General features: G+C 71.0%; 18 protein-coding genes. 9 read left to right on the top strand and 9 right to left on the bottom strand.

From position 1 onward, the window contains the following. Positions 1–34 precede the first annotated feature (34 nt). The 3 genes from NZH93_RS44470 to NZH93_RS44460 form a co-directional block, all read right to left on the bottom strand. Positions 35–1,180: a DUF6923 family protein gene (locus tag NZH93_RS44470; RefSeq protein WP_259629385.1), complete on the bottom strand. Its 1,146-nt coding sequence runs from the start codon at positions 1,178–1,180 to the stop codon at positions 35–37. Further along, positions 1,177–1,935, bottom strand: a complete 759-nt coding sequence (locus NZH93_RS44465; RefSeq protein ID WP_259629384.1) for a bestrophin-like domain — start codon at positions 1,933–1,935, stop codon at positions 1,177–1,179. Before NZH93_RS44465 ends, NZH93_RS44470 begins: the two co-directional genes overlap by 4 nt. A 355-nt stretch (positions 1,936–2,290) precedes the next feature. Continuing rightward, a complete protein-coding gene (locus tag NZH93_RS44460) occupies positions 2,291–3,403 on the bottom strand; it encodes a serine hydrolase domain-containing protein (RefSeq protein ID WP_259629383.1) in 1,113 nt (370 codons plus the stop codon). A gap of 290 nt (positions 3,404–3,693) precedes the next feature. On the opposite strand from NZH93_RS44460, the gene NZH93_RS44455 reads away from it, so the two are divergent. After that, on the top strand, positions 3,694–5,328 hold the full coding sequence (locus NZH93_RS44455; RefSeq protein WP_259629382.1) for a glycosyl hydrolase family 18 protein: 1,635 nt from the start codon (positions 3,694–3,696) through the stop codon (positions 5,326–5,328). A gap of 448 nt (positions 5,329–5,776) precedes the next feature. Here NZH93_RS44455 and NZH93_RS44450 read toward each other — a convergent pair whose 3' ends face one another. Next, the gene (locus tag NZH93_RS44450) at positions 5,777–7,528 is read right to left on the bottom strand and encodes a M14 family zinc carboxypeptidase (RefSeq protein ID WP_259629381.1); all 1,752 of its coding nucleotides are present in this window, start codon (positions 7,526–7,528) and stop codon (positions 5,777–5,779) included. Positions 7,529–7,698: 170 nt separating this feature from the next. Here NZH93_RS44450 and NZH93_RS44445 point away from each other — a divergent pair, with 170 nt between their 5' ends. Further along, the gene (locus tag NZH93_RS44445; RefSeq protein ID WP_259629380.1) at positions 7,699–7,941 is read left to right on the top strand and encodes a DUF2630 family protein; all 243 of its coding nucleotides are present in this window, start codon (positions 7,699–7,701) and stop codon (positions 7,939–7,941) included. Between the two features lie 505 nt (positions 7,942–8,446). Here the strand turns inward: NZH93_RS44445 and NZH93_RS44440 are convergent. Further along, entirely contained in the window at positions 8,447–9,040 is a 594-nt protein-coding gene (locus tag NZH93_RS44440; protein ID WP_259629379.1) for a DUF3558 domain-containing protein, read from the bottom strand. Between the two features lie 77 nt (positions 9,041–9,117). Next, the gene (recD2, locus tag NZH93_RS44435; RefSeq protein ID WP_259629378.1) at positions 9,118–11,316 is read right to left on the bottom strand and encodes an SF1B family DNA helicase RecD2; all 2,199 of its coding nucleotides are present in this window, start codon (positions 11,314–11,316) and stop codon (positions 9,118–9,120) included. Positions 11,317–11,399: 83 nt separating this feature from the next. On the opposite strand from recD2, the gene NZH93_RS44430 reads away from it, so the two are divergent. The 5 genes from NZH93_RS44430 to NZH93_RS44410 all read left to right on the top strand — a co-directional run bounded on the left by NZH93_RS44430 (position 11,400) and on the right by NZH93_RS44410 (position 20,321). Then, complete coding sequence (locus NZH93_RS44430) at positions 11,400–12,086, top strand: response regulator transcription factor (protein ID WP_259629377.1); 687 nt, start codon at positions 11,400–11,402, stop codon at positions 12,084–12,086. Positions 12,087–12,109: 23 nt separating this feature from the next. Further along, the gene (locus NZH93_RS44425) at positions 12,110–13,174 is read left to right on the top strand and encodes a HAMP domain-containing sensor histidine kinase (protein WP_259629445.1); all 1,065 of its coding nucleotides are present in this window, start codon (positions 12,110–12,112) and stop codon (positions 13,172–13,174) included. A 45-nt stretch (positions 13,175–13,219) separates the two neighbouring features. After that, positions 13,220–14,947 (top strand): DUF4153 domain-containing protein, encoded by a 1,728-nt coding sequence (locus NZH93_RS44420; protein ID WP_259629376.1) that lies wholly within the window; start codon positions 13,220–13,222, stop codon positions 14,945–14,947. Positions 14,948–15,198: 251 nt separating this feature from the next. Beyond that, on the top strand, positions 15,199–19,050 hold the full coding sequence (locus NZH93_RS44415; protein WP_372506997.1) for a Pls/PosA family non-ribosomal peptide synthetase: 3,852 nt from the start codon (positions 15,199–15,201) through the stop codon (positions 19,048–19,050). Continuing rightward, positions 19,041–20,321 carry a M1 family metallopeptidase gene (locus NZH93_RS44410; protein WP_259629375.1) on the top strand — a complete coding sequence of 427 codons (1,281 nt, stop codon included), beginning with the start codon at positions 19,041–19,043 and terminating at the stop codon, positions 20,319–20,321. The genes NZH93_RS44415 and NZH93_RS44410 overlap by 10 nt, the downstream gene beginning before the upstream one ends. Here the strand turns inward: NZH93_RS44410 and NZH93_RS44405 are convergent. Genes NZH93_RS44405 through NZH93_RS44395 form a run of 3 tightly spaced genes read right to left on the bottom strand, consistent with a single transcriptional unit; the run spans position 20,318 to position 23,693 of the window. Then, the gene (locus NZH93_RS44405; protein ID WP_259629374.1) at positions 20,318–21,937 is read right to left on the bottom strand and encodes an SDR family oxidoreductase; all 1,620 of its coding nucleotides are present in this window, start codon (positions 21,935–21,937) and stop codon (positions 20,318–20,320) included. The two genes, NZH93_RS44410 and NZH93_RS44405, sit on opposite strands and share 4 nt — an antisense overlap. Then, positions 21,934–22,839 carry a PDR/VanB family oxidoreductase gene (locus NZH93_RS44400; RefSeq protein ID WP_259629373.1) on the bottom strand — a complete coding sequence of 302 codons (906 nt, stop codon included), beginning with the start codon at positions 22,837–22,839 and terminating at the stop codon, positions 21,934–21,936. Before NZH93_RS44400 ends, NZH93_RS44405 begins: the two co-directional genes overlap by 4 nt. Continuing rightward, positions 22,839–23,693 carry a metal-dependent hydrolase gene (locus NZH93_RS44395; protein WP_259629372.1) on the bottom strand — a complete coding sequence of 285 codons (855 nt, stop codon included), beginning with the start codon at positions 23,691–23,693 and terminating at the stop codon, positions 22,839–22,841. Before NZH93_RS44395 ends, NZH93_RS44400 begins: the two co-directional genes overlap by 1 nt. Before the next feature lie 69 nt (positions 23,694–23,762). Here NZH93_RS44395 and NZH93_RS44390 point away from each other — a divergent pair, with 69 nt between their 5' ends. Together NZH93_RS44390 and NZH93_RS44385 are read left to right on the top strand one after the other, a co-directional pair. After that, positions 23,763–24,377: a TetR/AcrR family transcriptional regulator gene (locus tag NZH93_RS44390; RefSeq protein ID WP_259629371.1), complete on the top strand. Its 615-nt coding sequence runs from the start codon at positions 23,763–23,765 to the stop codon at positions 24,375–24,377. A 56-nt stretch (positions 24,378–24,433) separates the two neighbouring features. Then, the gene (locus tag NZH93_RS44385; RefSeq protein WP_259629370.1) at positions 24,434–25,558 is read left to right on the top strand and encodes a mechanosensitive ion channel family protein; all 1,125 of its coding nucleotides are present in this window, start codon (positions 24,434–24,436) and stop codon (positions 25,556–25,558) included. The last annotated feature ends 25 nt before the right edge of the window (positions 25,559–25,583 follow it).

Genomic DNA, 25,583 nt, shown 5'->3' with positions numbered 1-25,583 from the left:
GTGGGCCGCGGCCCACGCCCCTCCTTTTCGCTGTCTACCCGCGACGGGCCCGCTGCGAGGCGACGGCGCCCGCGCCGATCACCAGCAGCAGCACGGCCAGGCTCCAGCGGCGCTTGGTCTCGGTGCCGCGGTCCGCCAGGACGACGACCTCCTCAACCGGACGGTCCACCTCGAACACCGGCCTCGGTTTCGCCTGCGGCGGGGTCGGGGGCGAGGCCGTCGTGATCGGGGGCGGCGCGTTCGGGGCCGCGGCGGCCTGGGCCTCGGGTGCGGTGGTCGTGGTCGGCGGCGAGTCGGCCGACGTGGTGGTCGGGCGTGGGGTGGTCTGCTGTGGAGTCGTCTGCTGTGGACTGGTCTGCCGCGGGGTGGTCGGCAGTACCGTCGTGGTGGTGGGTGGGACCGTCGTGGTCGGCGGTGGCGTGGTGGTGGTCGGCGCGGGCGGTTCGGGGGTCGGCGGCGAGACGTGGCAGCCCGCCGAGTCGATCGTGCGCGCGGCGGGCCGTTCCGCCAGCCTGGTCACCTCACCGGCCCCGTCCAGCGGCACCCGGTAGAGCGTGCTCTGCCCGCCCTCGTCGTTGTTGGACGCGTACAGCGCCCCGTCGGGCCCGAGCACGGCCGCGCCGTAACCCGGCCCGTCCGGCAGGCGCGGCGGGTGGCCCAGCGGGTGGACGTGACCGGTGTACGGGTCGATCGTGACGACCTCGGGGTGGCCGAACACCCTGGTGGCCACGCCGTACAGGAGGCCGTCGGCGGGGTTGTAGTCGAAGTCGTCCACCGAGAGGAAGACGTCGAACGGCCACAGCACCCTGGCCTGCACCAGTCCGAGGAAGTCGGGGCTCGCGGGGTTGACGTCCACGATGTACACCGCGCCATCGGCGCGCAGGTAGAAGTGGTCGCCGTGGATGGCGCCCGCGACGGCGTGCGCGAGACCGGGGTGGGGCACGCGGCCAACGTCGGTCGTGGTGCCCTGGCGGTCGACCTCGATCACCCGGCCCTCGGGCGAGATCCCGTAGTACACGTCCCGCTCGGCGGAGTAGGCGAGGGCGTTGAGCCGCTCGTCCAACACCGCCACGGGGGTCGCGGTGCCGGACGGCAACTCGACCGCGTACAGCGTCGACGGTCCGTTCGCCGACACCGCCTCGACCTGGAGCACCACGCACGTCAGCGCCTCGAGGATCACCGCAACCGGTCCAGGGCCGCCTGGAACGCGTCCGGCCCGATCCTCGCACCGCCGCTGAACGGGTTCTGCAACTGGTAGGTGGCGTAGAGCAGGAGCGTCATCGTCGCCGCCAGGCTCGCCATGATCACGACGTGCGACCGGACCTTGGCGCCGCCGAAGAGCAGCGCGAGGCCGAGGGAGAGGAGGCTGCCCACGATCATCGTGAACCAGACGACGGAACTGACGCCGTTACCGGAAGCGTTGATCCGTTCCTGGCGCGCCTCGTAAACTTCCCACAGCTTGGTCGCCGCCTCGGTCTTCCGATCGGTCTGCCACTCGTCGTCGACGGGCGATTGCGCGACGGTCACCCTGAGCTGGTCCAACTGGGTCCAGCCGATTGAGGAAACCTCGGTTCCGTCCTGCATCTTCGGCCATTCCTCGCGAATGACCGTCGACATGTAGGCGCGGGAGAGATCGCGCACCTTCTCCTTCGTCGCGTCGGGCAGCGAATCGCTCGCCCACGCCGCGGCGACGAGCCCGTCCGCTTCGCGGTAGGACGTCTGACCGGCCGAACCGGTGGCGTCGAACAGCGCGATCAGCACGAATGCCACCAGGACGGCGTTCAGCCCGGCCACGATGGAGAAGACGCCACCAGCGGCGGCGTTGTTCTCCTCACGCCCGTCGTCCGACCCGAACCGCCGCATCAGGTAGGCGGCGGCAGCGGCGACGACCGCGGCGATGCCGACCCAGATCACGCCACCGAGATAGATGTTCATTCGATTCCGATCGCCCTCAAAACAAAAGGGCCCCGAAAATGAATACAAATCTTCGGATACGCCCGCATGACGTTCAACAAACTAGCAGGCGATCGTCCGCGCACAGGCGAATAACGCTCTCGTTCAGCCGAGTGCCCCAGGAGAATTAATCAGTCGGGTGATATTTGCGCACCCGATGCGGCATCGCCCGGTCAAACCCCCACGATCGGGTCGACACGAACCCCGCACACCCGACCGGTTCGGACCAACCCGGCACCGCGGTGACCACGGTCGGTTATCCGCCCTTCGGCGGCTCGGTCCCGGCGACGCCTTGAGGGGACCCCCGGTCGGGGCCCCCTCGCGGCGAACGACCGGATCAGTCGCAGAACACCTCGGCGACCAACTCCGCCACGCCCTCAAGCGAGCCACCCTCGGGCGACGACGTGAACGACGCGTCGAGCCGGACGCGGCCGTCCTCGCTGCTCAGCATCAGGCTGCTGTAGCCGGGGATGCCGCCGCTGTGACCGATGACCTCCGCCCCGCACGGCAGCACCCGGTGCTCCAACCCGAGCCCGTAGTGGGGTGACACGGCGGTCAGCTTCTTCATCTCCGCGGCCTGGGCGGGCTTGAGCAGCTCCCCCTTCGCGACCGCCTCGACGAACCGGTCGAGGTCCGCCGTCGTGGAGATCATCTCCCCCGCCGAGTACGCGGCGGACGGGTTGAGCCGGGTGATGTCGACGACGGACTCGCCGACCCGGTAGTAGCCGTGCGCGTGCGGTCCGGGGATCCCGACCCGGTCACCGGGCAGGGACGTGCCGCGCAACCGCAGCGGCTGGAGCACCCGCCGTTCGACCGCCTCCGCGTACGGCCTGCCGGTGATCTTCTCGACCAGCATCCCGGCGACGACGTAGTTGGTGTTCGAGTAGTTCCACGCCGTGCCGGGCGGGAAGTCCAGCGGCTTCGCCGTCGAGAGCGCGACGAGTTCCGCCGGCGCCCAGTGCTGGTAGCGGATCCCCTCGAAGCCCGCGGGGTCGAGGGGCAGCTCGTCGGTGAAGTTGTGCAGCCCGCTGGTGTGCTGGAGCAGCGCCCGCACGGTGATCCGGTCCCCGTCGGGCAGCAGCCCCGGCAGGTACCGCGACACCGGCGCGTCCAGGTCGACCCTGCCCTCCCCCACGAGCTGGAGCACCACGACGGAGACGAAGACCTTCGTGATGCTGCCGACGCGATACCGCCCGTCCAGCGGCACCGGCCGGTCGGTGCCCCACTCGGCCACGCCCGCACGGGCCGTGAAGCCCCTCCTGCCCTCGGAGATCCGGACCTGCACGCCCGCGGCGCCGTTCCGGGTGGCCTTGTCGATCGACTGCCGCACCACCTCGCGGTCGATCCGCCCGGCGGTGTCGGCGTCGGCCGCGGCCGTGCCCCCGACCGTGAGCGCGGCCAGCCCGACGACCGCGCCGAGCACCCCGACGCGCTTGCCCATCGTGCCCATTCGCTTCCCTCCCCAGGAATCGTTGACAGCACCGAGTGTTCCGGGGGCGAACGGCCGTCCACGACCTTCCACGGGGTGACGCGGGGAGCGACTTTCGACGGTCGCGAACCCCCCGAAACCCCCACGAACCACCCCTAGTGGTCTCGGGCCGTGAAAACGGTTTCAGGTAACAAAATCGATTCACCCACTAGGCCGTTCGAGTGACACAACTGGTCTAGACCTTGACCGTTCAGTGGTCTGGACCACATGTTTCACGCAACCTTGCTTTCCCTGCCGTGACAAGGAGCCCGATGACCAAGATCCGATGGCATCTCACAGCGTTGTTCGCGGCGGTGGCCGCTTTGGTCCTCGGCCTGACCGTCGTGCCCGCGGCCAGCGGTGCGGGCGGCGTGTCGGCGACCTTCACCAAGGGCTCCGACTGGGGCACCGGGTACGAGGGCAAGTACACCATCCAGAACGGCGGCTCGTCGACGCTCGCGACGTGGACCGTCGAGTTCGACCTGCCCGCGAACCACCGGGTCAGCTCCCTGTGGGACGGCACGCAGACGGCCAGCGGCCAGCACGTGACCGTCAAGAACTCCTGGAACGGCAACGTCGCCCCCGGCGCCTCGGTGAGCTTCGGCTTCAACGTCGCCTACACCGGCACCTTCTCCGGTCCCAGCGGCTGCAAGCTGAACGGCGCCTCGTGCGACGCGGGTGGTCCTCCGACGACCACCACGACGACCACGACCACCACCACGACGACGACCACCACCCCCGGTAACCCCACGACGACCACGACCACCACGACGCCGCCGCAGCCCGGTGCCAAGAAGAACCTGGGCTACTTCGTGCAGTGGGGCGTGTACTCGCGGAACTACCACGTCAAGAACATCCACACGAGCGGTTCCGCCGCGAAGCTGACCCACATCAACTACGGGTTCGGCAACGTGAAGAACGGCCAGTGCTCGGCTACCGACGACACGTTCGCGGACTACGACAAGTTCTACGACGCCGCGAGCAGCGTCGACGGCGTGTCGGACACCTGGGACACCGGCGCCCTGCGCGGCAGCTTCAACCAGCTCCGCAAGCTGAAGAAGATGTACCCCCACATCAAGGTGCTGTGGTCCTTCGGCGGCTGGACCTGGTCCGGCGGCTTCGGCCAGGCCGCGCAGAACCCGGCCGCGTTCGCCGAGTCGTGCTTCAAGCTCGTCGAGGACCCGCGTTGGGCCGACGTGTTCGACGGCATCGACATCGACTGGGAGTACCCGAACGCCTGTGGCCTGAGCTGCGACACCAGCGGCTTCGCCTCGTTCAAGAACCTGACCCAGGCGCTGCGCGCCCGCTTCGGTTCGGGCAACCTGGTGACGGCGGCCATCACGGCCGACGGCAGCAGCGGCGGCAAGATCGACGCCGCTGACTACGGCGGCGCGGCGCAGTACCTCGACTGGTACAACGTCATGACCTACGACTACTTCGGCGCCTTCGCCCCGCAGGGCCCGACGGCCCCGCACTCGCCGCTGACGTCGTACAACGGCATCCCCACGGCCGGCTTCAACTCCGACGCGGCGATCCAGAAGCTCAAGAGCAAGGGCGTCCCCGCCAGCAAGCTGCTCCTGGGCATCGGCTTCTACGGCCGCGGCTGGACCGGCGTCACGCAGGACGCCCCCGGCGGCACCGCGACCGGCGCGGCCCCCGGCTCCGTCGAGGCGGGCATCGAGGACTACAAGATCCTCAAGAACACCTGCCCCGCCACCGGCACCGTCGCGGGCACCGCGTACGCCAAGTGCGGCAACAACTGGTGGAGCTACGACACCCCCAGCACCATCGGCGGCAAGATGACCTACGCCAAGAACCAGAGCCTCGGCGGCGCGTTCTTCTGGGAACTCTCGGGAGACACGACCAACGGCGAACTGATCACGGCGATCAAGAACGGCCTCGGCTGATCTAGCGCTCCACGAAGGGCCCGCGACCCCAGTCGCGGGCCCTTTGCCATGCCCACGCCACACCGGTCACGGCGCGTGAGTTTCTACTGCACCTGATCGAGTGACCGCGAGAACCCCGGTTTTTGTCGGACCCCAGGTCTTCACTGGTCCTATGCGAACCCACGACTTCACCCGCCGACTCCGCCACTGGCTCCAGCGACTGCTGGCCGGGCTGACCGCACCTTCCAACGCCTCTTCCCACCCGCAGGGCAATCGGCCGGGAGTCCACCAGACCTCCCGACCGACCACCCCGTACGACGGCCGACACCCGTCGGCCACCAGCCGTCAGTCACCGACCAACAGCCGCGGACCGGCGGCCGCTGACCACCCAGCAGTCAGCGGCCGCCGGCCGTCCCAACAGGAGCACCACCAGGTCATCGCCCCGAGGCGACAACCCCGGCCACTCCGATCACACGGTCAAGCTCCAGGTGTCGATGTTCCCGACGTCCTGGGCGGCCACGTCCTGCACCTTCAACACCCAGTCACCATTGCGCAGCTCACTGGACAGGTTCGTCGTGTAGGTCGTGTCGATGTTGTCCCCGGAATCGCTGCCGGAGGCCTTCAACCGGTACGAAGACCCATCCGGGGCGACCAGGTCCACCACCAGGTCCCCGCGGTAGGTGTGCTTGATGTGCACCTCCACCTGTGACGTGGCCGAGGCGTTCCCGGTGCATCCCGCGATCGTGATCGTGCTGGTGACAGCGGCACCGCGGTCCGGAATCGCGACATCGGTGTCGTTGGTCTTCTTGTCGCACCCGGTGGGCGGCGGGGTCGTGGTGCCGTAGGGGCTGGTCGCCTTGTTGGCGGCGTACATCAGCATCGGCTTGACCTTCGGCCAGAACGTGCCCGCCTGGCACGAGTACGTCGGGAAGAAGCCGCTGCACGAGCCACTGCTGGGCCCGATCTCCCACACGAAGCTCGCCACGCCCAGGTCGTCGTAGACCCAGTCGTCGGTAGCGCCGGCGGCGTTGTACAAGACCTCACCAGGCTGGCCGGAAGTCCAACCCGAGCCCGCGATGGCCTGGAGGTCGGTGCCCATCTTGCGCAGCGAGGCGTCGTTGCCGGACTTCTGGCTGGCGTCGTAACCCCACGGGAAGAGGATCAGGTTGGAGTAGGAGTGCATGCTGACGACGACACCGGTGGTGTCGGCGGGAGCCGCGTCGCCGACGGCCGTTCCGCGCCTGTCCTGGTACAGGTTGCGCCACAGCGCTTGCAGCGCCTTGGTCTCGACCTCGGAGTTGGCGCTCGGACCCTTGTAGGTCTGGTCGCACGGCTGGCTCGACGTGCCCTGGCCGCCCCAGTGCGAGCTGGTGTTGCGGTTCAGGTCGATGCCGAGCTGGCTGCTGGCTGAGCCGGAGCAGTTGGAGCCGTTGGTGCCGTTGGCGTTCTTGCGCTGGTAGATCGGCGAGTTGCCGCCCTGCTGCACGATGTTGACGCCGTCGGGGTTGGCCTGCGGGACGACCCACACCTCGGTCGTGTCGAGGAGCGCGGTGACGGCCGCGTCGGTGCCGTAGCCCGCCGTGAGGTGGTCGATCCAGCGCCACGCGACGTCACCGGTGGTGAGTTCGCGGGCGTGCAGTTGGCCCATGACGAAGAAGCGGGGCTTGGGCGCGGTCGGGCTGAGCGCGCAGTCGCCCTCGTTCTTCTTCGTGATGCAGATGGCTCGCAGGTCGTAGCCGCCCGCGCCCTGGGTCTTCTTCCACGAGTCGCCGTAGTCGACCAGCGTGGAGAGGGTCGGGTACTGGGTGGCGACGGCGTCCAGGTGGGAGTAGTGGGCGTTGACCGTGTGGTAGCCGCCGTAGAAGGTCTCGTTGATGTCGGCCGCGTCGACCGTGGCCGACTGCGACTTCTTCGCGGGTGGCGTCCACTGCGGCGGTGCCAGCACCTGGTCGACGACCGCGGTGAAGCCCGCCTCCTGGAGCCTGCCGCCCTCGTCCTTGCTGCCGAGCACGAAGAGGCTGTCGCCGTCGCGCTGCTCCAGCACGTCGAAGCCGCGGCTGAGCAGGTTCTGCGACTGCTCGCCGAGCGGTGCGTGCACCTTGTAGACGTAGGTCGGACCGGGTTGGGCGGCCGTCGTGACGGGCAGTGGACCAGCGGTGCCAGGTACACCGCTCGTGATCACCGCACCCGCGGCCGCGATGGCGACCGCGATGGACACCATCGAACGTTTTCTCGACAACACGGTTGTTCCTCTCGCAGGGTTGAGCTGGAGGATGAGGCACAAACCGCGGTGAAAACACCCTCCAACCGGCCATACATGGGCGTTATGGGCCAAGAGAGGGAGCACACGTCGAGTGGCGCGGTACCCCGCCGTGGGGGTAGGCCTGAGCCATGACCGACGAAGAAATCATCACGCGCATCTCGCACCTCGTCGCGGAGGAGCACGAGCTGGAGAACTCCAAGATCGGCGAGGGTCTCTCCACCGACGAGGCGCAGCGCCTCAAGCAGATCGAAGTAGGCCTCGACCAGTGCTGGGACCTCCTGCGCCAACGCCGAGCCCGCCGAGCCGCCGGAATGGACCCCGAGGCGGCCGAAGCACGCCCCGAGGGCATCGTGGAGGGCTACCGCCAGTAGGAGCGGCCGTCCACCCCGGTCTCTCGACCGGACACGCCGGACCGAAGCACGCCAATTGTGGGAAAAACCTGTCCGGAACCGGCCTCACGACGTTCCACGAACTGGACCAGGTGGACACCCCACCGATCCGCCCCTCGACACCTCCGACAGGCACGCCGCACACCCCGGCGTGCCCGTCGAGGACACCCGACTCAGCCTGATGCCCACACCGCTCTGGCGGACAACGACTCGACCAAGCCCACGTGATTCGGTCTAGCCAAGTCCGCAGCAAGTCAGGCAAACGCTGCGGCCAAAGCCGGACAGACCATGGCCTCACGAAGCCAAGCCCGCAAACGAACCGGCCCAACACCGTGGCCGCAGGCGGGCCAACCCCGCCAGGCCAACCCCGCCGAGCCGAACGCGACCAACCCCGCCGAGCTAACCCCGCCGTGCCAACCCTGCCAAGCCGAACGCGGCCGACCCTGCCGAGCCGAACCCTGCCGAACCAACCCCGACCGAAAGCCGACTACGACTGTTCGCGGATGCTGGTCAACGCCAGGTCCGCGGCTTCGCGGGCGACCTGGCACGGTTCGACCACTCGTGGCGCGGGCTTGGGGGCGGTGCGCATCTTGACCGTGGTGGTGAGGATCTGGCTGTCGGTGATGCCGACCACGAAGCCGCAGATGCCCTTCCTGCGGTCGTCGGTGGGGGCGTTGAGCAGTGCCGGGTAGTCCTGGAGGGGGGCTTGGAGTTCGAAGAGCTGGAAGGTGCTCTTGAGTTCGTAGACGCGGTCCAGGCCGCCGTTGCCGTTGCCCGTGGTGAACGTGAAGGTGACGTGCTGGCCGCTGTCGCCCTCCGTGTCGTCCCACGAGCAGATCGGGCCGGTGGGGGTGCCTTCCTCCACGCCTTGGACGCCCACCATGTCCAGCGTCTTGAGCTGGGGCTCGGACAGCAGGCCGCAGGGTTTCTTGGCCGCTTGGGCCGAGTCGAGCGGGGTGCGGACCCTGGGGGCGCCGTGTTGGGTCGTGTCGCCGACTGAACCCGCGGACGCGGCGGGTGTGCTGTCCCCGCAGCCCGTCGCGGCGAGTGCGATGACAGCTAGGAGGAGCAGGGTGCGCACAGGGTTGTCCTCACGGCTCGGAGTTCTTGCCGGAGAGCAGTGTGCCCCGGATCGCACCGGACGATCTACAAAAACTTTTACACACCCCCCACCACCCGGAGCCGGTGTGCCAGTGCGGTGTGCCGCCTACCTGCGCCGACGGTGCGGACGGCCTGGCCGATCGCTTTTCGGGAACCGACCAGCACGACGAGTTTCTTGGCCCTCGTGACGGCCGTGTACAGCAGGTTGCGCTGGAGCATCATCCACGCGCTCGTGGTGAGCGGGATGACGACGCACGGGTATTCGCTGCCCTGTGAACGGTGGATGGTCATCGCGTAGGCGTGCGTCAGCTCGTCGAGTTCACCGAACTCGTAGTCGACGTCCTCGTCCTCGTCGGTGCGGATGGTGAGCTTCTGCTCCACCTGGTCCAACGCGACGACAACACCCATCGTGCCGTTGAAGACGCCGTTCGCGCCCTTGTCGTAGTTGTTGCGGATCTGGGTGACCTTGTCGCCCAGCCGGAAGACCCGGCCGCCGAAGCGGCGTTCCGGCAGGCCTTCGCGGGCGGGGGTCAGCGCTTCCTGGAGCACCGCGTTCAACGCGCCCGCGCCCGCCGGGCCGCGGTGCATCGGGGCGAGGACCTGAATGTCGCGGCGGGCGTCGAGGCCGAACTTGGCGGGGATGCGGCGGGCCACGACGTCGACGGTCGTGGTGGCGGCCTCCTCGGACTCCTCGACGGGGAACAGGAAGAAGTCGGGCAGCCCCTGGACGATCGGGTACTCGCCGGAGTTGATGCGGTGCGCGTTGGTGACCACGCCGGACTGCTGGGCCTGGCGGAAGATGTGCGTGAGGCGCACGTTCGGCACGGGGCTGCCGTCGCACAGCACGTCGCGCAGCACCTCGCCCGCGCCGACGGACGGCAACTGGTCGACGTCGCCGACCAGCAGCAGGTGCGCGCCGGGGGCGACGGCCTTGATCAGCTTGTTGGCCAGCAGCAGGTCCAGCATGGACGCCTCGTCCACGACCACGAGGTCCGCGTCCAGCGGGCGGTCGCGGTCGTACGCCGCGTCGCCGCCGGGCTTCAGCTCCAGCAGCCGGTGGACGGTGCGGGCCTCGTGGCCGGTCAGCTCGGTGAGGCGCTTGGCGGCCCGGCCCGTCGGCGCGGCCAGCACGACGGAGGCGCCCTTGGCCACGGCGAGCCGGACGATGGACCGCACGGTGAAGCTCTTGCCGCAGCCCGGTCCGCCGGTGAGCACGGCGACCTTGCTGGTCAGCGCGAGCTTCACGGCTTCTTCCTGCTTCTCCTCCAGCGACGCGCCGAGCCACGCGAACGCGCGGGTCCAGTCCACCGAGGCGAACGCGGGCATCCGCTCGTCCGCGGTGGACAGCAGCCGTTTCAACTGCCCCGCCACGGAGATCTCCGCGCGGTGGAACGGGACCAGGTAGATCGCGGCGACGTCCTCGCCGTCCAGCGGCAGGACTTCGCGGACCACGCCCTCCTCGTCCACGAGTTCCGCGAGGCAGTCGATCACCAGGCCCGCGTCGACCTGGAGGATCTTGATGGCGTCGCCGATCAGCGACTGGTCCGGCAGGAAGCAGTTCCCGTTGCCGGTGGCCTCGGACAGGGTGAACTGGAGTCCCGCCTTGATCCGCTGCGGGCTGTCGTGCGGGATGCCGACGGCCTTGGCGATCACGTCGGCGGTGCGGAAGCCGATGCCCCACACGTCCGACGCGAGCCGGTACGGCTCCTGGCGGACGACGTCGATCGACCTGTCGAGGTACTGCTTGTAGATCCGCACGGCGAGCGAGGTCGACACCCCTACCCCCTGGAGGAAGATCATCACCTCCTTGATCGCCTTCTGCTCCTCCCACGCGGCGGCGATCAGCTTCGTGCGCTTGGGTCCCAGTCCCGGCACCTCGATCAGCCGCTTCGGCGTCTGCTCGATGACGTCCAGCGCGTCCACGCCGAAGTAGGTGACGATCTTGTCCGCCAGCACCGGCCCGATGCCCTTGATCAGCCCGGAGCCGAGGTAGCGGCGGATGCCCTGGATCGTCGCGGGCAGGACGGTCGTGTAGTCGTCCACGAAGAACTGCTTGCCGTACTGGGGGTGCGAGCCCCACCGGCCGCGCATCCGGATCGACTCCCCCGGCTGCGCCCCGAGCAGCGCGCCGACGACGGTCAGCAGGTCACCGCCGCCGCGGCCGGTGTCGACCTTGGCGACCGTGTAGCCGGTCTCGTCGTTGGCGAAGGTGATGCGCTCCAGCACCGCCTCCAGCACCGCTCCCTCACCCGCCATTCCGCCAACCCTAGGCGCACACCTCCACACGACCTCCACAAGTCGCCCCCGACCTCTCCACCTCGCGCGCCTACAGTCGCCGCATGACCGGGGGACAGCGGCGGGTACTGGTGGTGGAGGACGACCTCGCCATCGCGGAGTCGGTGGCGGCCCGGCTGCGGGCCGAGGGGTTCGCGGTCGAGCTGGCGCACGACGGTCCGTCCGCGGTCGCGGCGGCGCGGGCCGACGAGCCGGACCTGGTCGTGCTGGACGTGATGCTGCCAGGTTTCGACGGCCTGGAGGTGTGCCGCCGGATCCAGGCGCACCGACCGGTCCCGGTGCTGATGCTGACCGCGCGCGGCGACGAGACGGACCTGCTGGTCGGTCTCGCGGTCGGCGCGGACGACTACCTCACCAAGCCGTTCTCCATCCGCGAGTTGGCCGCCCGCGTGCACGCGCTGCTGCGCCGGGTCGAACGGGCTTCGCAGCCGCGGTCCGAGTCGCGCATCGAACTGGCCGACCTGGAGATCGACCTGGTGGAACGGCGGGTGCTGCGCGCGGGCGTCGAGGCGCACCTGACGCCCACGGAGTACGAGCTGCTGGTGCACCTCGCGGAACGGCCGCGCGCGGTGCAGCCGAGGGAACGACTGCTGAGCGAGGTCTGGGGATGGCACGACAGCACGGGGGCGCGGACGGTCGACAGCCACATCAAGGCGTTGCGCCGCAAGCTGGGCGCGGATCTGATCAGGACCGTGCACGGCGTCGGGTACGCGCTGGAGGTGCCGAGGTGACCGTGTTCCGCACGATCATCGCGATGCTGGTCGAGGAGCTGCCCCGGCCGCTGGACCCGGTGCGGTCGATCAAGCTCAAGCTCGGCATCCTGCTGGTGGTCCCCACAGCGGTCGGGTGGGCGTTCTTCTGGTCGCAGATCGGCTGGCTGCCGGTGCGGAGCACGATCGGCGTGCTGCTCATCGTGCTGTTCGTCTCGCAGGTGCTCGCGCACGGCATGACCCGTCCGTTGCGCGAGATGACGGCCTCGGTAAGGGCGATGCGCGCGGGTGACTACTCGCAGCGGGCCAGGGCGACCGCGCGGGACGAGGTGGGCGAGCTGGCGGGCGCGTTCAACCGGATGGCGGCCGACCTGGCGGCGGCCGACCGGCAGCGCCGCGAGCTGATCGCCAACGTGTCGCACGAGCTGCGGACCCCGATCACCGCGCTCCAGGCGGTGCTGGAGAACGTGGTCGACGGCGTGACCAAGGCGGACGACCCGACGATGCGGACGGCGCTCGCCCAGACCGAGCGCCTCGGCAGGCTCGTCGGCGAACTCCTCGACCTGTCCAAAGTGGACGCCGGTGTGCTGAGGCTGAACCGCGAGGAGTTCGAGGTCCGGCGGCTGCTCTCCGACGTGATCGCCGAAGCCGAGGTCTCCGCCGCGGCGGGCAAGCGCGGCGTGCGCTACGCGCTGGACGTGAGCCCGCCCGACGCCGTCGCGGTCGCCGACCGGGCCCGCCTGCACCAGGTCGTGGTGAACCTGCTGGACAACGCCGCCCGGCACGGACCCGCCGACGGCCGGGTCGACGTCCTCGCCCGCTCCACCGCGGACGAACTGGTCGTCGAGGTCGTGGACGAGGGCCCCGGCATCGCCCGCGCGGACCGCGAACGCGTCTTCGAGCGCTTCACCCGAGGGGAACGGGCCGCCGACGGCGGCACCGGTCTCGGGCTCGACATCGCCCGCTGGGTCGTCGACCTGCACGGCGGCTCGATCGCCGTGGTCGACGGACCCGGCTGCCGCATCCGCGTCACCCTGCCCCACGTGCTCCCGCCCGCCGTTCCGCTCGGTCCCGAACCTCCCGACCGGCTGAACCTCCCAGCCCGTTGAACGTCCCTTAGCTGAGTCCCTGCTCTCGGAAACCGGAGTGCCCCCATGAATGACAAGCCTGTCGTCGGCATGCCCAGGAAACTCGGTCTGCGCCGCGTCGCCGCCGTTCCCGCGACCGGGATGCCCGTCCGGTCCGCGACCGCGAAGCCCGCGACCGCGAAGCCCGAGGCCGAGCAGGAACCCGCGCCCGGTCGAACCGTGGTCGAGGAACGCGCGGTCGACGAACCACCCGCCGAGGAACCCGCGGCGCAGCCCACCGAGCGGCCCCCGGCGGTCCCGGCCGTCCCGGCGCGGACGGTCGGCCAGGCCGCGCCCCCGTGGCCGGTGCTCAACCACAACCCCAAGCCGCTGTGGACCGCTCCGGTGAATCCGGCGCCACGCCGCGTGCTCTACGCGGGTGCCGCGGCGGGCATCACGGCGGCCGCGGTGCTGCCGTTGGGCGTTCCCGGCCTCGGCTGGCTGCTGACGGCCATCGTCGGTGTCGGCGGCGTCTTCGCCGTGTCGAACCGCCGCACGCCGCAGCACCTCGCGTGGGCCGTCGCCACCCTGCTGCTGCTGAGCGTCTCCACGTTCTTCACGTCCTACTGGCTGTTCGCCCTGACCGTGATGGCCGCGTGCGCGGCGGGTGCGCTCGCCGTCACGGACGGGCGGACGCTGCGGGGCGTGGTGCTGGGGATCGCCGCGGCACCGCTCGCCGCCCTCCCGTCGATCAAGTGGGCCGCGCGCGGGCTGAGGGAGGTCCAGCCCGCGCGCCGGGGCAAGAACCTGGGCCGCACGATCCTGATCAGCGCGGGCCTGCTGCTGGTGTTCGTGCCGCTGCTGGCGGGCGCGGACGCGGCGTTCGCCCGGCTGCTGGGGGACCTGATCCCGAGCGTGGACATCGGGTCGCCGTTCGAGTGGGGGTTCCTGTTCGTCGTGGTCGGGCTGGGCACGATCGGCGCCTGCTACGTGCAGGCCGTGACGCTGCCCCTGGACGCCGAGCCGAGCGCCCGGCGCACGGTGTCGCGCCGGGAGTGGGCCGTGCCGATCGGGCTGCTGGTCGCGGTGTTCGCCGTGTTCGTCGGCGTGCAGCTCGCGAGCCTGTTCGGCGGTGACGACTACGTGCAGCGCACGGCCGAGCTGACCTACGCCGAGTACGCCCGCAGCGGGTTCTGGCAGCTCCTCGCGGTCACGGTGCTCACGCTCGTGGTGATCGGGATCGCGACCCGGTACGCGGCGCGGGAGACGGCGGCGGACCGGCTGTGGCTGCGGGTCCTGCTCGGCGGGCTCGCGGGCCTGACCCTGGTGATCGTGGCGTCGGCGCTGCACCGCATGTGGGCCTACCAGCAGGCGTACGGGTTCACCACGCTGCGGATCCTCGTCTTCTCCTGCGAGGTGTGGCTGGCGTTGGTCTACCTGCTGGTCATCGGCGCGGGCGTGAAGCTGGAGGCGGGCTGGCTGCCCCGGTCCATGGTGGCGACCGGGATCGCGACGCTGCTGGCGCTGGCCGCGCTGAACCCCGACCGGTTCATCGCCGAGCACAACGTCGCGCGCTGGCAGGCGACCGGGAAGATCGACCTGGCGTACCTGGCCACGCTGTCCGTCGACGCCGTGCCCGCGTTCGACGCGCTGCCCGCGGACGACCGCGAGTGCCTGCTCGTGCGGATGAAGTCCGACGTCACCGACACGGGGCAGTGGTACGCCTGGAACCTGAGCCGCGAGCTGGCCCGTCCGGCGCTCGACGCGGTCCCGTGGGAGCGCGGCTGCGACATCGGGTACACCACCACCAGGTGACGGCGGTGGCGTTCCGGATGGCGGGATCCGGTCACTCGTTCGGGCCAACGTGGGCGTTAGCGATCTGTGACAACAGCCACTGGCGGTATAGGTAACGGGACAACATCCGTTACCCAGAGGTAAAGTCGCAGGTCGAAGGGCTGGCACTGCGGCCGCCCAAGAGCTGCCTTGCCGGTCTTCCACCGGGTGCGGAGCAGCTCCCCCACCATCCCGGAGGATGACGTGCGCTCGTGCTCGGCTGGCCTGATCCTGTGACCGTTGTGCAGGAGGAGCCCATCACCACCGTCCTTCCCGCCCTGTTCGCCGCGGCTCCGGCCGCGCCCGAGCGGACCCTCGTCGACGTGCTCGCGGACACCGCCCAGCGGTACCCGCAAGCGTTCGCGCTGGACGACGGCACCAGCGCGCTGACCTACCGAGGCCTGCTGGCCGCCGTGGACGAGCTGCGCCAGAAGCTCGCCGCGGACGGCATCGGCCTCGGCGACCGGGTCGGCGTGCGGGTGCCGTCGGGCACGGTGGACCTGTACATCTCGATCCTCGCGGTGCTGGCCGCGGGCGCGGCGTACGTGCCCGTGGACGCGGAGGACCCGGACGAGCGCGCGGAGGTCGTGTTCACCGAGGCGAACGTGTCCGCGGTGCTCACGGCGGACCGCGAGCTGGTGCTGCGCGGCACGCCGCTGGGCCTGGTCGGCACGCCGGAGCCGCGCAACGACGCGTGGATAATCTTCACGTCCGGCTCGACCGGCAAGCCGAAGGGCGTCGCCGTGACGCACCGGTCGGCCGCGGCGTTCGTGGACGCCGAGGCGCGGCTGTTCCTGGCCGACGACCCGATCGGCCCGGACGACCGGGTGCTGGCGGGCCTGTCGGTCGCGTTCGACGCGTCGTGCGAGGAGATGTGGCTCGCGTGGCGGCACGGCGCCTGCCTGGTGCCCGCGCCGCGCTCGCTGGTGCGCACGGGCATGGACCTGGGTCCGTGGCTGGTCGAGCAGGAGATCACCGTCGTGTCGACGGTGCCGACGCTGGCCGCGCTGTGGCCGACCGAGGCGCTGGACGACGTGCGGCTGCTGATCTTCGGCGGCGAGGCGTGCCCGCCCGAGCTGGCCGAACGGCTGGCGGTGGAGGGCCGCGAGGTGTGGAACACCTACGGGCCGACCGAGGCGACCGTGGTGGCCTGCGCCGCCCGGCTGACGGGTGCGGGCCCGGTCCGCATCGGGCTGCCGCTGGACGGCTGGGAGCTGGCCGTCGTGGACGCCGCCGGCGCGGTCGTGCCGATGGGCGGGACGGGTGAACTGGTCATCGGCGGTGTGGGCCTGGCCCGCTACCTGGACGAGGCCAAGGACGCCGAGAAGTACGCGCCGCTGCCCGCGCTGGGCTGGGAGCGCGCCTACCGCAGCGGCGACCTCGTGCGCGCCGAGGCCGAGGGCCTGCTGTTCCTGGGCCGCGCGGACGAGCAGGTCAAGCTGGGTGGCCGCCGGATCGAGCTGGGCGAGGTGGACGCGGCGCTCCAGGCGCTGCCGAACGTCGCCGGGGCCGCCGCGGCCGTGCGCACGAACAAGGCGGGCACGCAGTTGCTCGTCGGGTACGTCGTGTCGGACAACTTCGACCAGGCGGACGCCGTGGAGCGGCTGCGAGCCGCGCTGCCCGCGGCGCTGGTGCCGCTGCTGGCCGTCGTGGACACGCTGCCGACCAAGACGTCCGGCAAGGTGGATCGCAACGCCCTGCCTTGGCCGCTGCCGTCCTTGGACGCCGCGGGCCCGGTCGTGGAGCTGCACGGCACCCAGGCGTGGCTGGCGGACCTGTGGGGGCAGTTGCTCGGCTCCCCCGCGACCAGCCCGGCCGACAACTTCTTCGCCAGCGGTGGCGGCAGCCTGGCCGCCGCGCAACTGGTCTCGCTGATCCGCGCCCGCTTCCCCAGCGGCTCGGTCAGCGACGTCTACGCCTACCCGTCGCTCGGCGCGCTGGCCGCGCGGCTGGACGAGTTCGCGGCCGAGACGGCGTCCGTCCGCGAGGTCGCGCCGACGCCCCGCTCGACGCAGGTGCTCCAGTCGCTGCTGATGGTCCCGCTGTTCACGCTGGTCGGTCTGCGGTGGACGGTCGCGCTGGCCGCGATCAACAACGTGCTGGCGCTGACCGGCACGTACACCTGGGCGCCGACGATCTCGTGGGTGTGGGTCGCGGTCGGCTGGGCGCTGGTGATCAGCCCGCCCGGACGGCTCGCCATCGCCGCGGGCGGCGCGCGCCTGCTGCTGCGCGGTCTGCGGCCCGGCACGTACCCGCGCGGCGGGAGCGTCCACACGCGACTGTGGGCCGCCGAGCGGCTCGCGGAGCTGAGCGGCGCGACGAACCTCGCGGGCTCCTGGGTCACGCACTACGCGCGGGCGCTCGGCGCGAAGATCGCGCCCGGTGTGGACCTGCACTCGCTGCCGCCCGTCACGGGCATGCTCAAGCTCGGTCGTAACAGCGCCATCGAGCCCGAGGTGGACCTCTCCGGCCACTGGCTGGACGGCGACCGACTGCACATCGGCAAGATCCGCGTCGGCGCGGGTGCCACGGTCGGCGCGCGCAGCACGCTGTTCCCCGGCGCGCGCATCGGCAAGCGCGCCGAGATCGCCCCCGGCTCCGGTGTGGTCGGTTCGGTGCCGACCGGCCAGCGCTGGTCCGGGGTGCCCGCGATGAAGGACGGCAAGTCGTCGCACCGCTGGCCGAACGCCCGGCCGCCGCGGTCGCGCCGCTGGTCGTTCGCGTACGGCGTGACGTCGTTCGGGCTGTCCGCGCTGTCGGCCGTCACGGCGCTGCCCGCGTTGCTGCTGGTGGGTTTCCTGCTGAACGGCACCACGGGCCCGGCCGACGCGCTGGGCACCGCTCTGCTGACCGTCCCGGTCGCGACGATCGCGTGGATGGCGTCGTACGCGCTGGTCGTGCTGGTGTCGGTGCGGCTGCTGAGCATCGGCCTGCGGGAGGGCTACCACCCGGTGCACGGGCGGATCGCCTGGCAGGCGTGGACCACCGAACGCCTGATGAACATGGCCCGCAGCAGCCTGTTCCCGTTGTACGCCAGCCTGTTCACGCCGGTCTGGCTGCGCGCGCTCGGCATGAAGGTCGGCCGTCGCGTGGAAGCGTCGACGGTCGTGGCGCTGCCGAAGATGACCACGGTCGGCGACGGCGCGTTCCTGGCCGACGACACCATGGTCGCCTCGTACGAACTCGGCGGCGGCTGGCTGCGGATCGCCGCGGCCCGCGTCGGCAAGCGCGCGTTCCTCGGCAACTCGGGCATGACGGCCCCCGGCCGCTCGGTGCCGAACCGCGGCCTGGTCGGCGTCCTGTCGTCCACGCCGAAGCGCGCCAAGGCGGGCAGCTCGTACCTCGGGATGCCGCCGATCAAGCTGCCCCGCACGGTCGAGACCGGCGACGACAGCCGCACGTTCGACCCGCCGCGGCGGCTGGTGGTCGCGCGGGCGCTGGTCGAGCTGTGCCGGATCGTGCCGGTGATGGCGTCCGTCGCGCTGGCCGTGCTGGCGCTCGCGGGCTTCGAACTCCTCGCCGGGTACGGCTTCTGGGCCGCCGCGCTCGGCGGCGGCGCGCTGCTGCTCACCGCGGGGGTCGCGGCGTGCGCGGTGGCGGTCGTGGCGAAGTGGTCGCTGGTCGGGAAGTTCCGCGCGCGGGAGTACCCGCTGTGGAGCGCGTTCGTCTGGCGCAACGAGCTGGCGGACACGTTCGTCGAGGTCCTGGCCGTGCCGTGGCTCGTGGGCTCGGTCTCGGGCACGCCGCTGATGGCGCTGTGGCAGCGCGCGATGGGCGCGGAGGTCGGTCGCGGGGTTTGGTGCGAGACGTACTGGCTACCCGAGGCGGACCTGGTCCACCTGGGCCACGGGGCAACGGTCAACCGGGGGTGCGTGGTGCAGACCCACCTGTTCCATGATCGGATCTTGCGCATGGACCAGGTGACGCTCAACGCGGGCGCGACGCTCGGGCCGCACGGGATCGTGCTGCCGGGCTCGACGATCGGCTCGCACACGACGGTGGGCCCCGCATCCTTGGTGATGCGCGGCGAGGACGTGCCCTCGGGCACCCGTTGGCTCGGAAACCCGATTTCGGCATGGCGCTGAAGGACTCCTACCTCCCAGCACACGGGAACACGGGCTACCGGGTAGCGCACTACGACCTCGAACTCGACTACAAGCCCGTCGCGGCCCGGCTCTCGGGCCGGGCGCGGCTGACCGTCGTCGCCCTCGAGGCGCTGACGGCGTTCACGCTCGACCTGGGCACGTTCAAGGTCGACCGGGTGCTGGTCGAGGGAAAGCCGGTCCGGTACACGCACGCCAGCGGCAAGCTGCGCGTGCGCGCGGGCAGGCCGATCGCCGTGGGCACGCGATTCACCGTGGAGGTGCGGTACGTCGGGACGCCGCGGCCGATCCGCACGCGGGCGTGGGGCGACCTGGGCTGGGACCAGCTCACCGACGGCGCGATCGTGGCGAGCCAGCCGATCGGCGCGCCCTCGTGGTTCCCGTGCAACGACACCGTGCGGGAGAAGGCGACGTACCAGATCTCGGTGACCGCGCCGTCGCCGTACACGGTGCTGGCCAACGGGGTCCTGGTCGACGGCAAGGTCGGCGGCAGCACCACGACGTGGGTGTACGTGCAGGACGTGCCGATGGCGACCTACCTCGCGACCGTCCAGATCGGACAGTACGAGGAGCTGGAACTGGCCGACGGCCAGCCCGCCGCGGTGCCGTCCCGGCTCGTCGCCAAGTTCGCGACCGACTTCGGCCGCCAGCCCGCCATGATGGAGCTGTTCGAGCGGCTGTTCGGGCCCTACCCGTTCGGCCAGTACTCGGTCGTGGTCACCGACGACGACCTGGAGGTGCCGATCGAGGCGCAGGGCCTGTCGGTGTTCGGCGCCAACCACGTCGACGGCAGGCGCGGCTTCGAACGGCTGGTGGCGCACGAGTTGGCGCACCAGTGGTTCGGCAACAGCGTCGGGCTGGCCGACTGGCGGCACATCTGGCTCAACGAGGGCTTCGCCGCGTACTCCGAGTGGCTGTGGTCGGAGGGGTCCGGCGGCGCTTCGGCGGCGGTGCTCGCGGCCAGGGCGCGGGCGCTGCTGGCCAGGCAGCCGCAGAACCTCAGGATCGGCGACCCCGGCGTGGACGGCATGTTCGACGACCGCGTGTACCAGCGCGGGGCGTTGACGTTGCACTCCCTGCGCCAGGTCCTCGGCGACGCGGCGTTCTTCTCGGCGCTGCGCGAGTGGACGCACACCTACCGGCACCGCACGGCGACCACGGACCAGTTCATCGCGGTCGCCCAGCGGCACACCTCGCTCCCGCTGGGCCCGTTCTTCCGCTCCTGGCTGTTCGAGGGGAAGCTGCCCGGCTAGACCACGTTCAGCTTGGCGAACGCGCGGAGGGTCGAGGGGGCGCAGCGGCTGAGCAGGCGGGCCGCTTTCGCCTCCACCGTCACAGGAACGATCGGCCTGCCGGTGCGGACCGCGCGGACGACCTCCGCGGCCACCTTCTCCGGGCCGAAGCCGCGCAACGCGTACAGGCGGGTGGAGCGGGCCTGCTTGCGGGCCTGCTCCTGCGCGCTGACACCGGAGAACGTGGCGGTGGCGGTGATGTTCGTCCTCACGACACCGGGGCAGATGGTTGACACGCCGATGCTCGCCGGGGCGAACTCGGCGCGGAGGCAGTCGGACAGCATGAACACGGCGGCCTTGCTGGTGGCGTACGCCGAGAGCGCCTTCGACGGCAGGTACGCGGCGGCGGACGACACGTTCACGACGTGACCGCCCTCGCCGTGCTCGACCATGAGTTCGCCGAACGCGCGGCAGCCGTTGATGACGCCCCAGAGGTTCACGTCGAGCACCCGCCGCCACTGCTCGGTGGAGGTGCTGAGGAACGTTCCCGAGTGGCCGATGCCCGCGTTGTTCACCACCACGTCCGGAACGCCGTGCGCGGCGGCGACCTCGGCGGCCCACGCGCGCATCGCGCTCTCGTCGGAGACGTCGACCTGGTAGGCGTGGCCGTTGGTCATCTCGGCCGTCTCGCGCGCCTTCTCGATGTCCACATCGGACACGACGACCTCGGCGCCCTGCTCGGCGAACGCCAGCGCGGTGGCGCGACCGATGCCGCTGCCACCGCCGGTGATCACGACGAGCTCGCGTTTCGGGGCGGTGTCGTGGATGAACTCGGTGACCATGCGCGCGACCGCGGGCGCGTGGGTCAGCGGCGCCCAGTGGCCGGAGGCCAGGACGCGGCGGCGCAGCGTCGACACCCAGCGCTCCAACGGGAGCGGCCTCGCGTCGACGTAGCGGTCGTGCAGCGGTTGGACGACCTGCACCGGGATGTCGGTGCGCCGGTCTCGGGGAGCCTTCAGGCGCGGCAGGACGTTGGCCCGGTACAGCGCGATCCCGCGAACGGCGTCACCCCTCAACGTCGGCGCCGGGCTCTGCCGGACACCTTCGAGCTTGCGCAGCAGCGTTCCCCAACGCCGGGCCATACCCAGGTTCCACAGCAGCGGCGCGAGCACCGGTAGGTGGAAGGCGAAGACGTACCAGGAGTGCAGGAGCTGCCGCAGTTGCTTCACGCCGGGGCGGCGCATCCAGGTGCCCAGGTGGTCGAGGCAGGGGCCGGAGATCGACGTGAAAGACGCGATGCGCGCACCGGGTTCCGTGACGGCTTCCCAGGACTGGATCGAACCCCAGTCGTGCCCCACGAGGTGCACCGGGCGGTCGGGGCTGACGGCGTCGATGACGGCGAACAGGTCCTGCTTCAGGAACTCCAGCGCGTAGGCGTCCTGGTCGCGCGGCCGGTCCGAGTCGCCCGCGCCGCGCACGTCGTAGGTGACGACGTGGAAGTCCCCGGCCAGCAACGGGACCACGTCGTCCCAGACCGCGTGGGTGTCGGGGTAGCCGTGCACGAGCACGACCGTGGGGGCGGTCGGGTCGCCGTGCTCCTGGACCGCCAAGCGGATGCCACCGGACAGCACGTTCACAGGTCCTCCAGGACTAGTCGGTCGCCGGTCGGGCGGTCCACGCAGACGCGGACACCGCCGACTTCGCAGGTGCCGCAGAAGCCCTGGCGGCAGGAGTAGGGGACGTTCGGGCGCAGGTCGCGCAGCACGTCGAGCGCGGTGCGGTCGGCGGGTACGCGCAGGACGACACCGCTGCGCCGCAGTTCGAGGTCGAACGGACGCCCGTCCACGACGGGTGGTGGCGCGAACCGCTCGAAGTGCAGCCGCTTCGAGGCGAAGTCGCGGCGCACGGCGGCGAGCATCGACGTGGGGCCGCAGCAGTAGACCGCGCCGTCCGGGTGGGCGTCGCGGAGCAGGTCCGCGGTCCTGCCGACGCGGATGTCGGCCCGTGGCGGGAGTTCGTCCAGGAACGGCATGGAATCCCGTGAGCGGCCGGTGTACACCAGCCGCCAGTCGAGGTCGGCGCGCTGGGCCTCCAGGACCATCGGGAGGATCGCGGTGATGCCGATGCCGCCCGCCACGAACAGGACCGGGCCTTCGGCGACGAACGGGAAGGCGTTGCGAGGACCTCGTGCCGCGACCCCGTCACCCGGCCTCAGGTCGTGGACCTCGGTCGAGCCCGGTCCGGTGCGGCGCACGGCGATCCGGTAACCGGAGCGGTCGGAAGGGTTGCCGCACAACGAGTACTGCCTGCGCAGGCCGGAGTCCAGGTGCAGGTCCAGGTGGCATCCCGGCTGCCACGGCGGCAGCGGACCGTCGCCGACCAGCCGCAGGGCGACCACGTCCGGAGCGACCACCCGGCGGTCGGCGACGGTGAGCCGGAGCGCCCGGTTCGGCGGGCTCGGCCGGGCCTTCCCCAGGAGTGGCAACGCCTTCAGGTAGCCGTCGGTGACCCTGGCCAGGCCGAGGAGGAAGCGGTCCATCAGTGGGCGTCCCGCGCGGCGGGCGAGGTGGCCAGGTACGCGACGGCCTGGCTGGTCGACCCCTCCTGCTTCGGGTGGTAGCCGCGGTGGAAGTACCGCAGGAACGCGCGGAACAGGTCGTGGCCCGTCGGCAGCAGACCGCGGCGGCCCGCGCGGCGGAAGTCCCGCAGCGTAAGCCGACCCGCCGTGCGGTCGTGGGTCATCATGAAGCGCGCGCCGCGCACCCACAGCCAGAGCAGCGGCGGCGCGCTGAGCAGCATCGCGCGGGCGCGGCGGGGGTAGCGGCGGTCCAGGTGGCGCAACAGGTCGAACGCGACGCTGCGGTGCTCCACCTCCTCGGCGGCGTGCCAGCGCAGCAGGTCCAGCATGGTCGGATCGGTGCCCGCGCGGTCGAGCGCCGTGGCGTTGAGCATCCAGTCGCCGAGATACGCGGTGAAGTGCTCGATGGCCGCGACGACGGCGATCCGTTCGACGAGCTGGTCCCGCCGCCACTCCTCGTCCAGGTTCGGCCGCTCGCCCAGGACGCGGTCGAACACCCACTCCACCTGGTCGGTGAACGGCCGCGGGTCGAGGCCCTTGGCGAGCAGGTGGTCCAGGACCTCGCTGTGCGCCTCGGCGTGCAGGGCCTCCTGCCCGATGAAGCCCAGGACGTCCTCGCGCAGGTCGTCGTCGGTGATCAGCGGCACGGCCTGCTGGAACGTCTTGACGAACCACCGCTCCCCCGCGGGCAGGAGGAGGTGGAGGACGTTCATCACGTGGGTCGCGACCGGCTCCTCCGGCACCCAGTGCATCGGCAGCCCGGCCCAGTCGAAGTGGACGTCCCTCGGTTGCAGCACGAGGTTGTCGGGCTCCATCGCGACCTCCGAACAATTACTACGCCTGCGTAGTTTGTGAAAGCTACGCCACCGTAGCAATATGGGGTCGTGGGCACAACACGTCGCAAGTACGCCGCCCGGCTGCCACCCTCGGAGCGCCGGGACCAGTTGCTGGACGGAGCCCTGGGGTTGATCGCGGACGGCTTCGGCTCGGTGACGATGGAGGCCGTGGCGCGGTCGGCGGGCGTGACCAAACCCGTGCTGTACGAGCAGTTCGCCAACCGGGGCGAGGTGATCGCGGCCCTGCTCGCCCGCGAGGCCTCACGGGCGACGGAACAGGTGCTCGCGGCGCTGCCCGTGGACTTCGCCGAACGCGGGCCGGAGGAGGCGTTCGCCTACGCGGTGGAGGTGTTCGTGCGAGCGGTGCTGGAGGCCCCGAACCGCTGGAGGCTCGTGCTGCAACCGCCGGACGGGACGCCGTCGGAGTTCCGCGAGCAGGTGGCGGCGGTGCGGGGGCGGCTGCTGGAGCAGGTGTCGGCGTTGGCGGAGCTGGGGTTGAAGACGCGCGGCGGGCCGGACGCGCTGGACGCGGAACTGCTGGGGCACGCGATGTTGGCGCTGGGCGAGATGGCGGGCCGGTTGGTGCTGGCCGACGCCGAGCGGTACCCGCCGGAGCGGCTGGCGGCGTTCGTGGGCCAGATCGCCCACCTGCTGCCGAAGTGAGTGAGGTGGCACTCCGGCAGGGCTGAGCGACCGGCGTTGTGGGTACCCGGCTGACCATGCTCGCAACCACGCTGATCACGTTCGCCTGCTCGGTCGCGTTCGCCCTCCTGCTGGCCGCCCTGGTGCACCGGGCCGCGGTGCGGATCGGGCGCAGGTCCGCCCTGTTCGCCCAGTTGGCCCGCGACGCCCACCGACCCGCGCAGGTGGTGGCCGTCCTGGTCGCCGTGCAGCTCTCACTCGGCGTCGGCGCGCGGTGGGAGTGGACGCCCATCGCGCTGCACGCGGTGGGGTTGGGGTTGATAGCGGCGGGCGCCTGGCTGTTGGCGACGTTGCTGACCGTCGCGGAGGACGCCGCGTTGTCGCGGATCCGGGTCGACGTCACGGACAACCGGCACGCCCGGAAGGTGCACACGCAGATCACGTTGGTGCGGCGCGTGACCGTGGTCGTGGTCGGCCTGCTGGCGGCGGCCGCGATGCTGATGACCTTCCCGGCCGCGCGAGCCGCCGGCACGAGCCTGCTGGCGTCGGCGGGCGTGATCGGCGCCATCGCCGCGCTGGCGGCGCAGTCGTTGCTGGGCAACGTGTTCGCCGGGGTGCAGATCGCGTTCAGCGACGCCGTGCGACTGGACGACGTGCTGGTCGTGGAGAAGCAGTGGGGCCGCGTCGAGGACATCACCCTCACCTACGTCGTCGTACACCTGTGGGACGACCGCCGCCTCGTCCTCCCCACGTCGTACTTCCTGAAGACCCCTTTCGAGAACTGGACCAAGAGTCAGTCCGAGTTGCTCGGGACCGTCGAGCTGGACGTGGACTGGACCGTGCCGGTCGAGGACATGCGGCAGGAGTTGCGGCGGGCGGTGGAGGGGTTCGAGCTGTGGGACGGGCGGGTGTGCGTGTTGCAGGTGACTGAGGCGGTGAACTCGTTCGTGCGGGTGCGGGCGTTGGTGAGTGCGCCGGACGCGGGGCGGTTGTGGGATCTGCGGTGTCTGGTGCGGGAGCACCTGGTGGACTGGCTGCGGCGGCGGGAGCCGGGGGCGTTGCCGCAGGTGCGGGTCAACTCGGTGGAGGCGGGTCGGGGCCGCGCCGCGCGTCCCCATCAGGACGGGCTCGACGGGGACGCGCGGGTGTTCGGGGAGAGCGTGGACGGTGAGGAGCGCGTGCGGGCGTTCGGGGGGAACTAGCGGAGTACGCCGCTCCGCTCCCGGC

This window comes from Umezawaea endophytica, from assembly GCF_025061645.1.
GTDB lineage: Bacteria > Actinomycetota > Actinomycetes > Mycobacteriales > Pseudonocardiaceae > Umezawaea > Umezawaea endophytica.
This window is presented reverse-complemented; position numbering and strand designations above follow the sequence as displayed.

Excerpts from the sequence above, each read along its gene's own strand:
- NZH93_RS44465 (WP_259629384.1), bottom strand. The coding sequence starts at position 1,935 with ATGAACATCTATCTCGGTGGCGTGATCTGGGTCGGCATCGCCGCGGTC.
- NZH93_RS44460 (WP_259629383.1), bottom strand. The coding sequence starts at position 3,403 with ATGGGCACGATGGGCAAGCGCGTCGGGGTGCTCGGCGCGGTCGTCGGG.
- NZH93_RS44455 (WP_259629382.1), top strand. The coding sequence starts at position 3,694 with ATGACCAAGATCCGATGGCATCTCACAGCGTTGTTCGCGGCGGTGGCC.
- NZH93_RS44450 (WP_259629381.1), bottom strand. The coding sequence starts at position 7,528 with ATGGTGTCCATCGCGGTCGCCATCGCGGCCGCGGGTGCGGTGATCACG.
- NZH93_RS44445 (WP_259629380.1), top strand. The coding sequence starts at position 7,699 with ATGACCGACGAAGAAATCATCACGCGCATCTCGCACCTCGTCGCGGAG.
- recD2 (WP_259629378.1), bottom strand. The coding sequence starts at position 11,316 with ATGGCGGGTGAGGGAGCGGTGCTGGAGGCGGTGCTGGAGCGCATCACC.
- NZH93_RS44430 (WP_259629377.1), top strand. The coding sequence starts at position 11,400 with ATGACCGGGGGACAGCGGCGGGTACTGGTGGTGGAGGACGACCTCGCC.
- NZH93_RS44425 (WP_259629445.1), top strand. The coding sequence starts at position 12,110 with ATGCTGGTCGAGGAGCTGCCCCGGCCGCTGGACCCGGTGCGGTCGATC.
- NZH93_RS44420 (WP_259629376.1), top strand. The coding sequence starts at position 13,220 with ATGAATGACAAGCCTGTCGTCGGCATGCCCAGGAAACTCGGTCTGCGC.
- NZH93_RS44410 (WP_259629375.1), top strand. The coding sequence starts at position 19,041 with ATGGCGCTGAAGGACTCCTACCTCCCAGCACACGGGAACACGGGCTAC.
- NZH93_RS44400 (WP_259629373.1), bottom strand. The coding sequence starts at position 22,839 with ATGGACCGCTTCCTCCTCGGCCTGGCCAGGGTCACCGACGGCTACCTG.
- NZH93_RS44395 (WP_259629372.1), bottom strand. The coding sequence starts at position 23,693 with ATGGAGCCCGACAACCTCGTGCTGCAACCGAGGGACGTCCACTTCGAC.
- NZH93_RS44385 (WP_259629370.1), top strand. The coding sequence starts at position 24,434 with ATGCTCGCAACCACGCTGATCACGTTCGCCTGCTCGGTCGCGTTCGCC.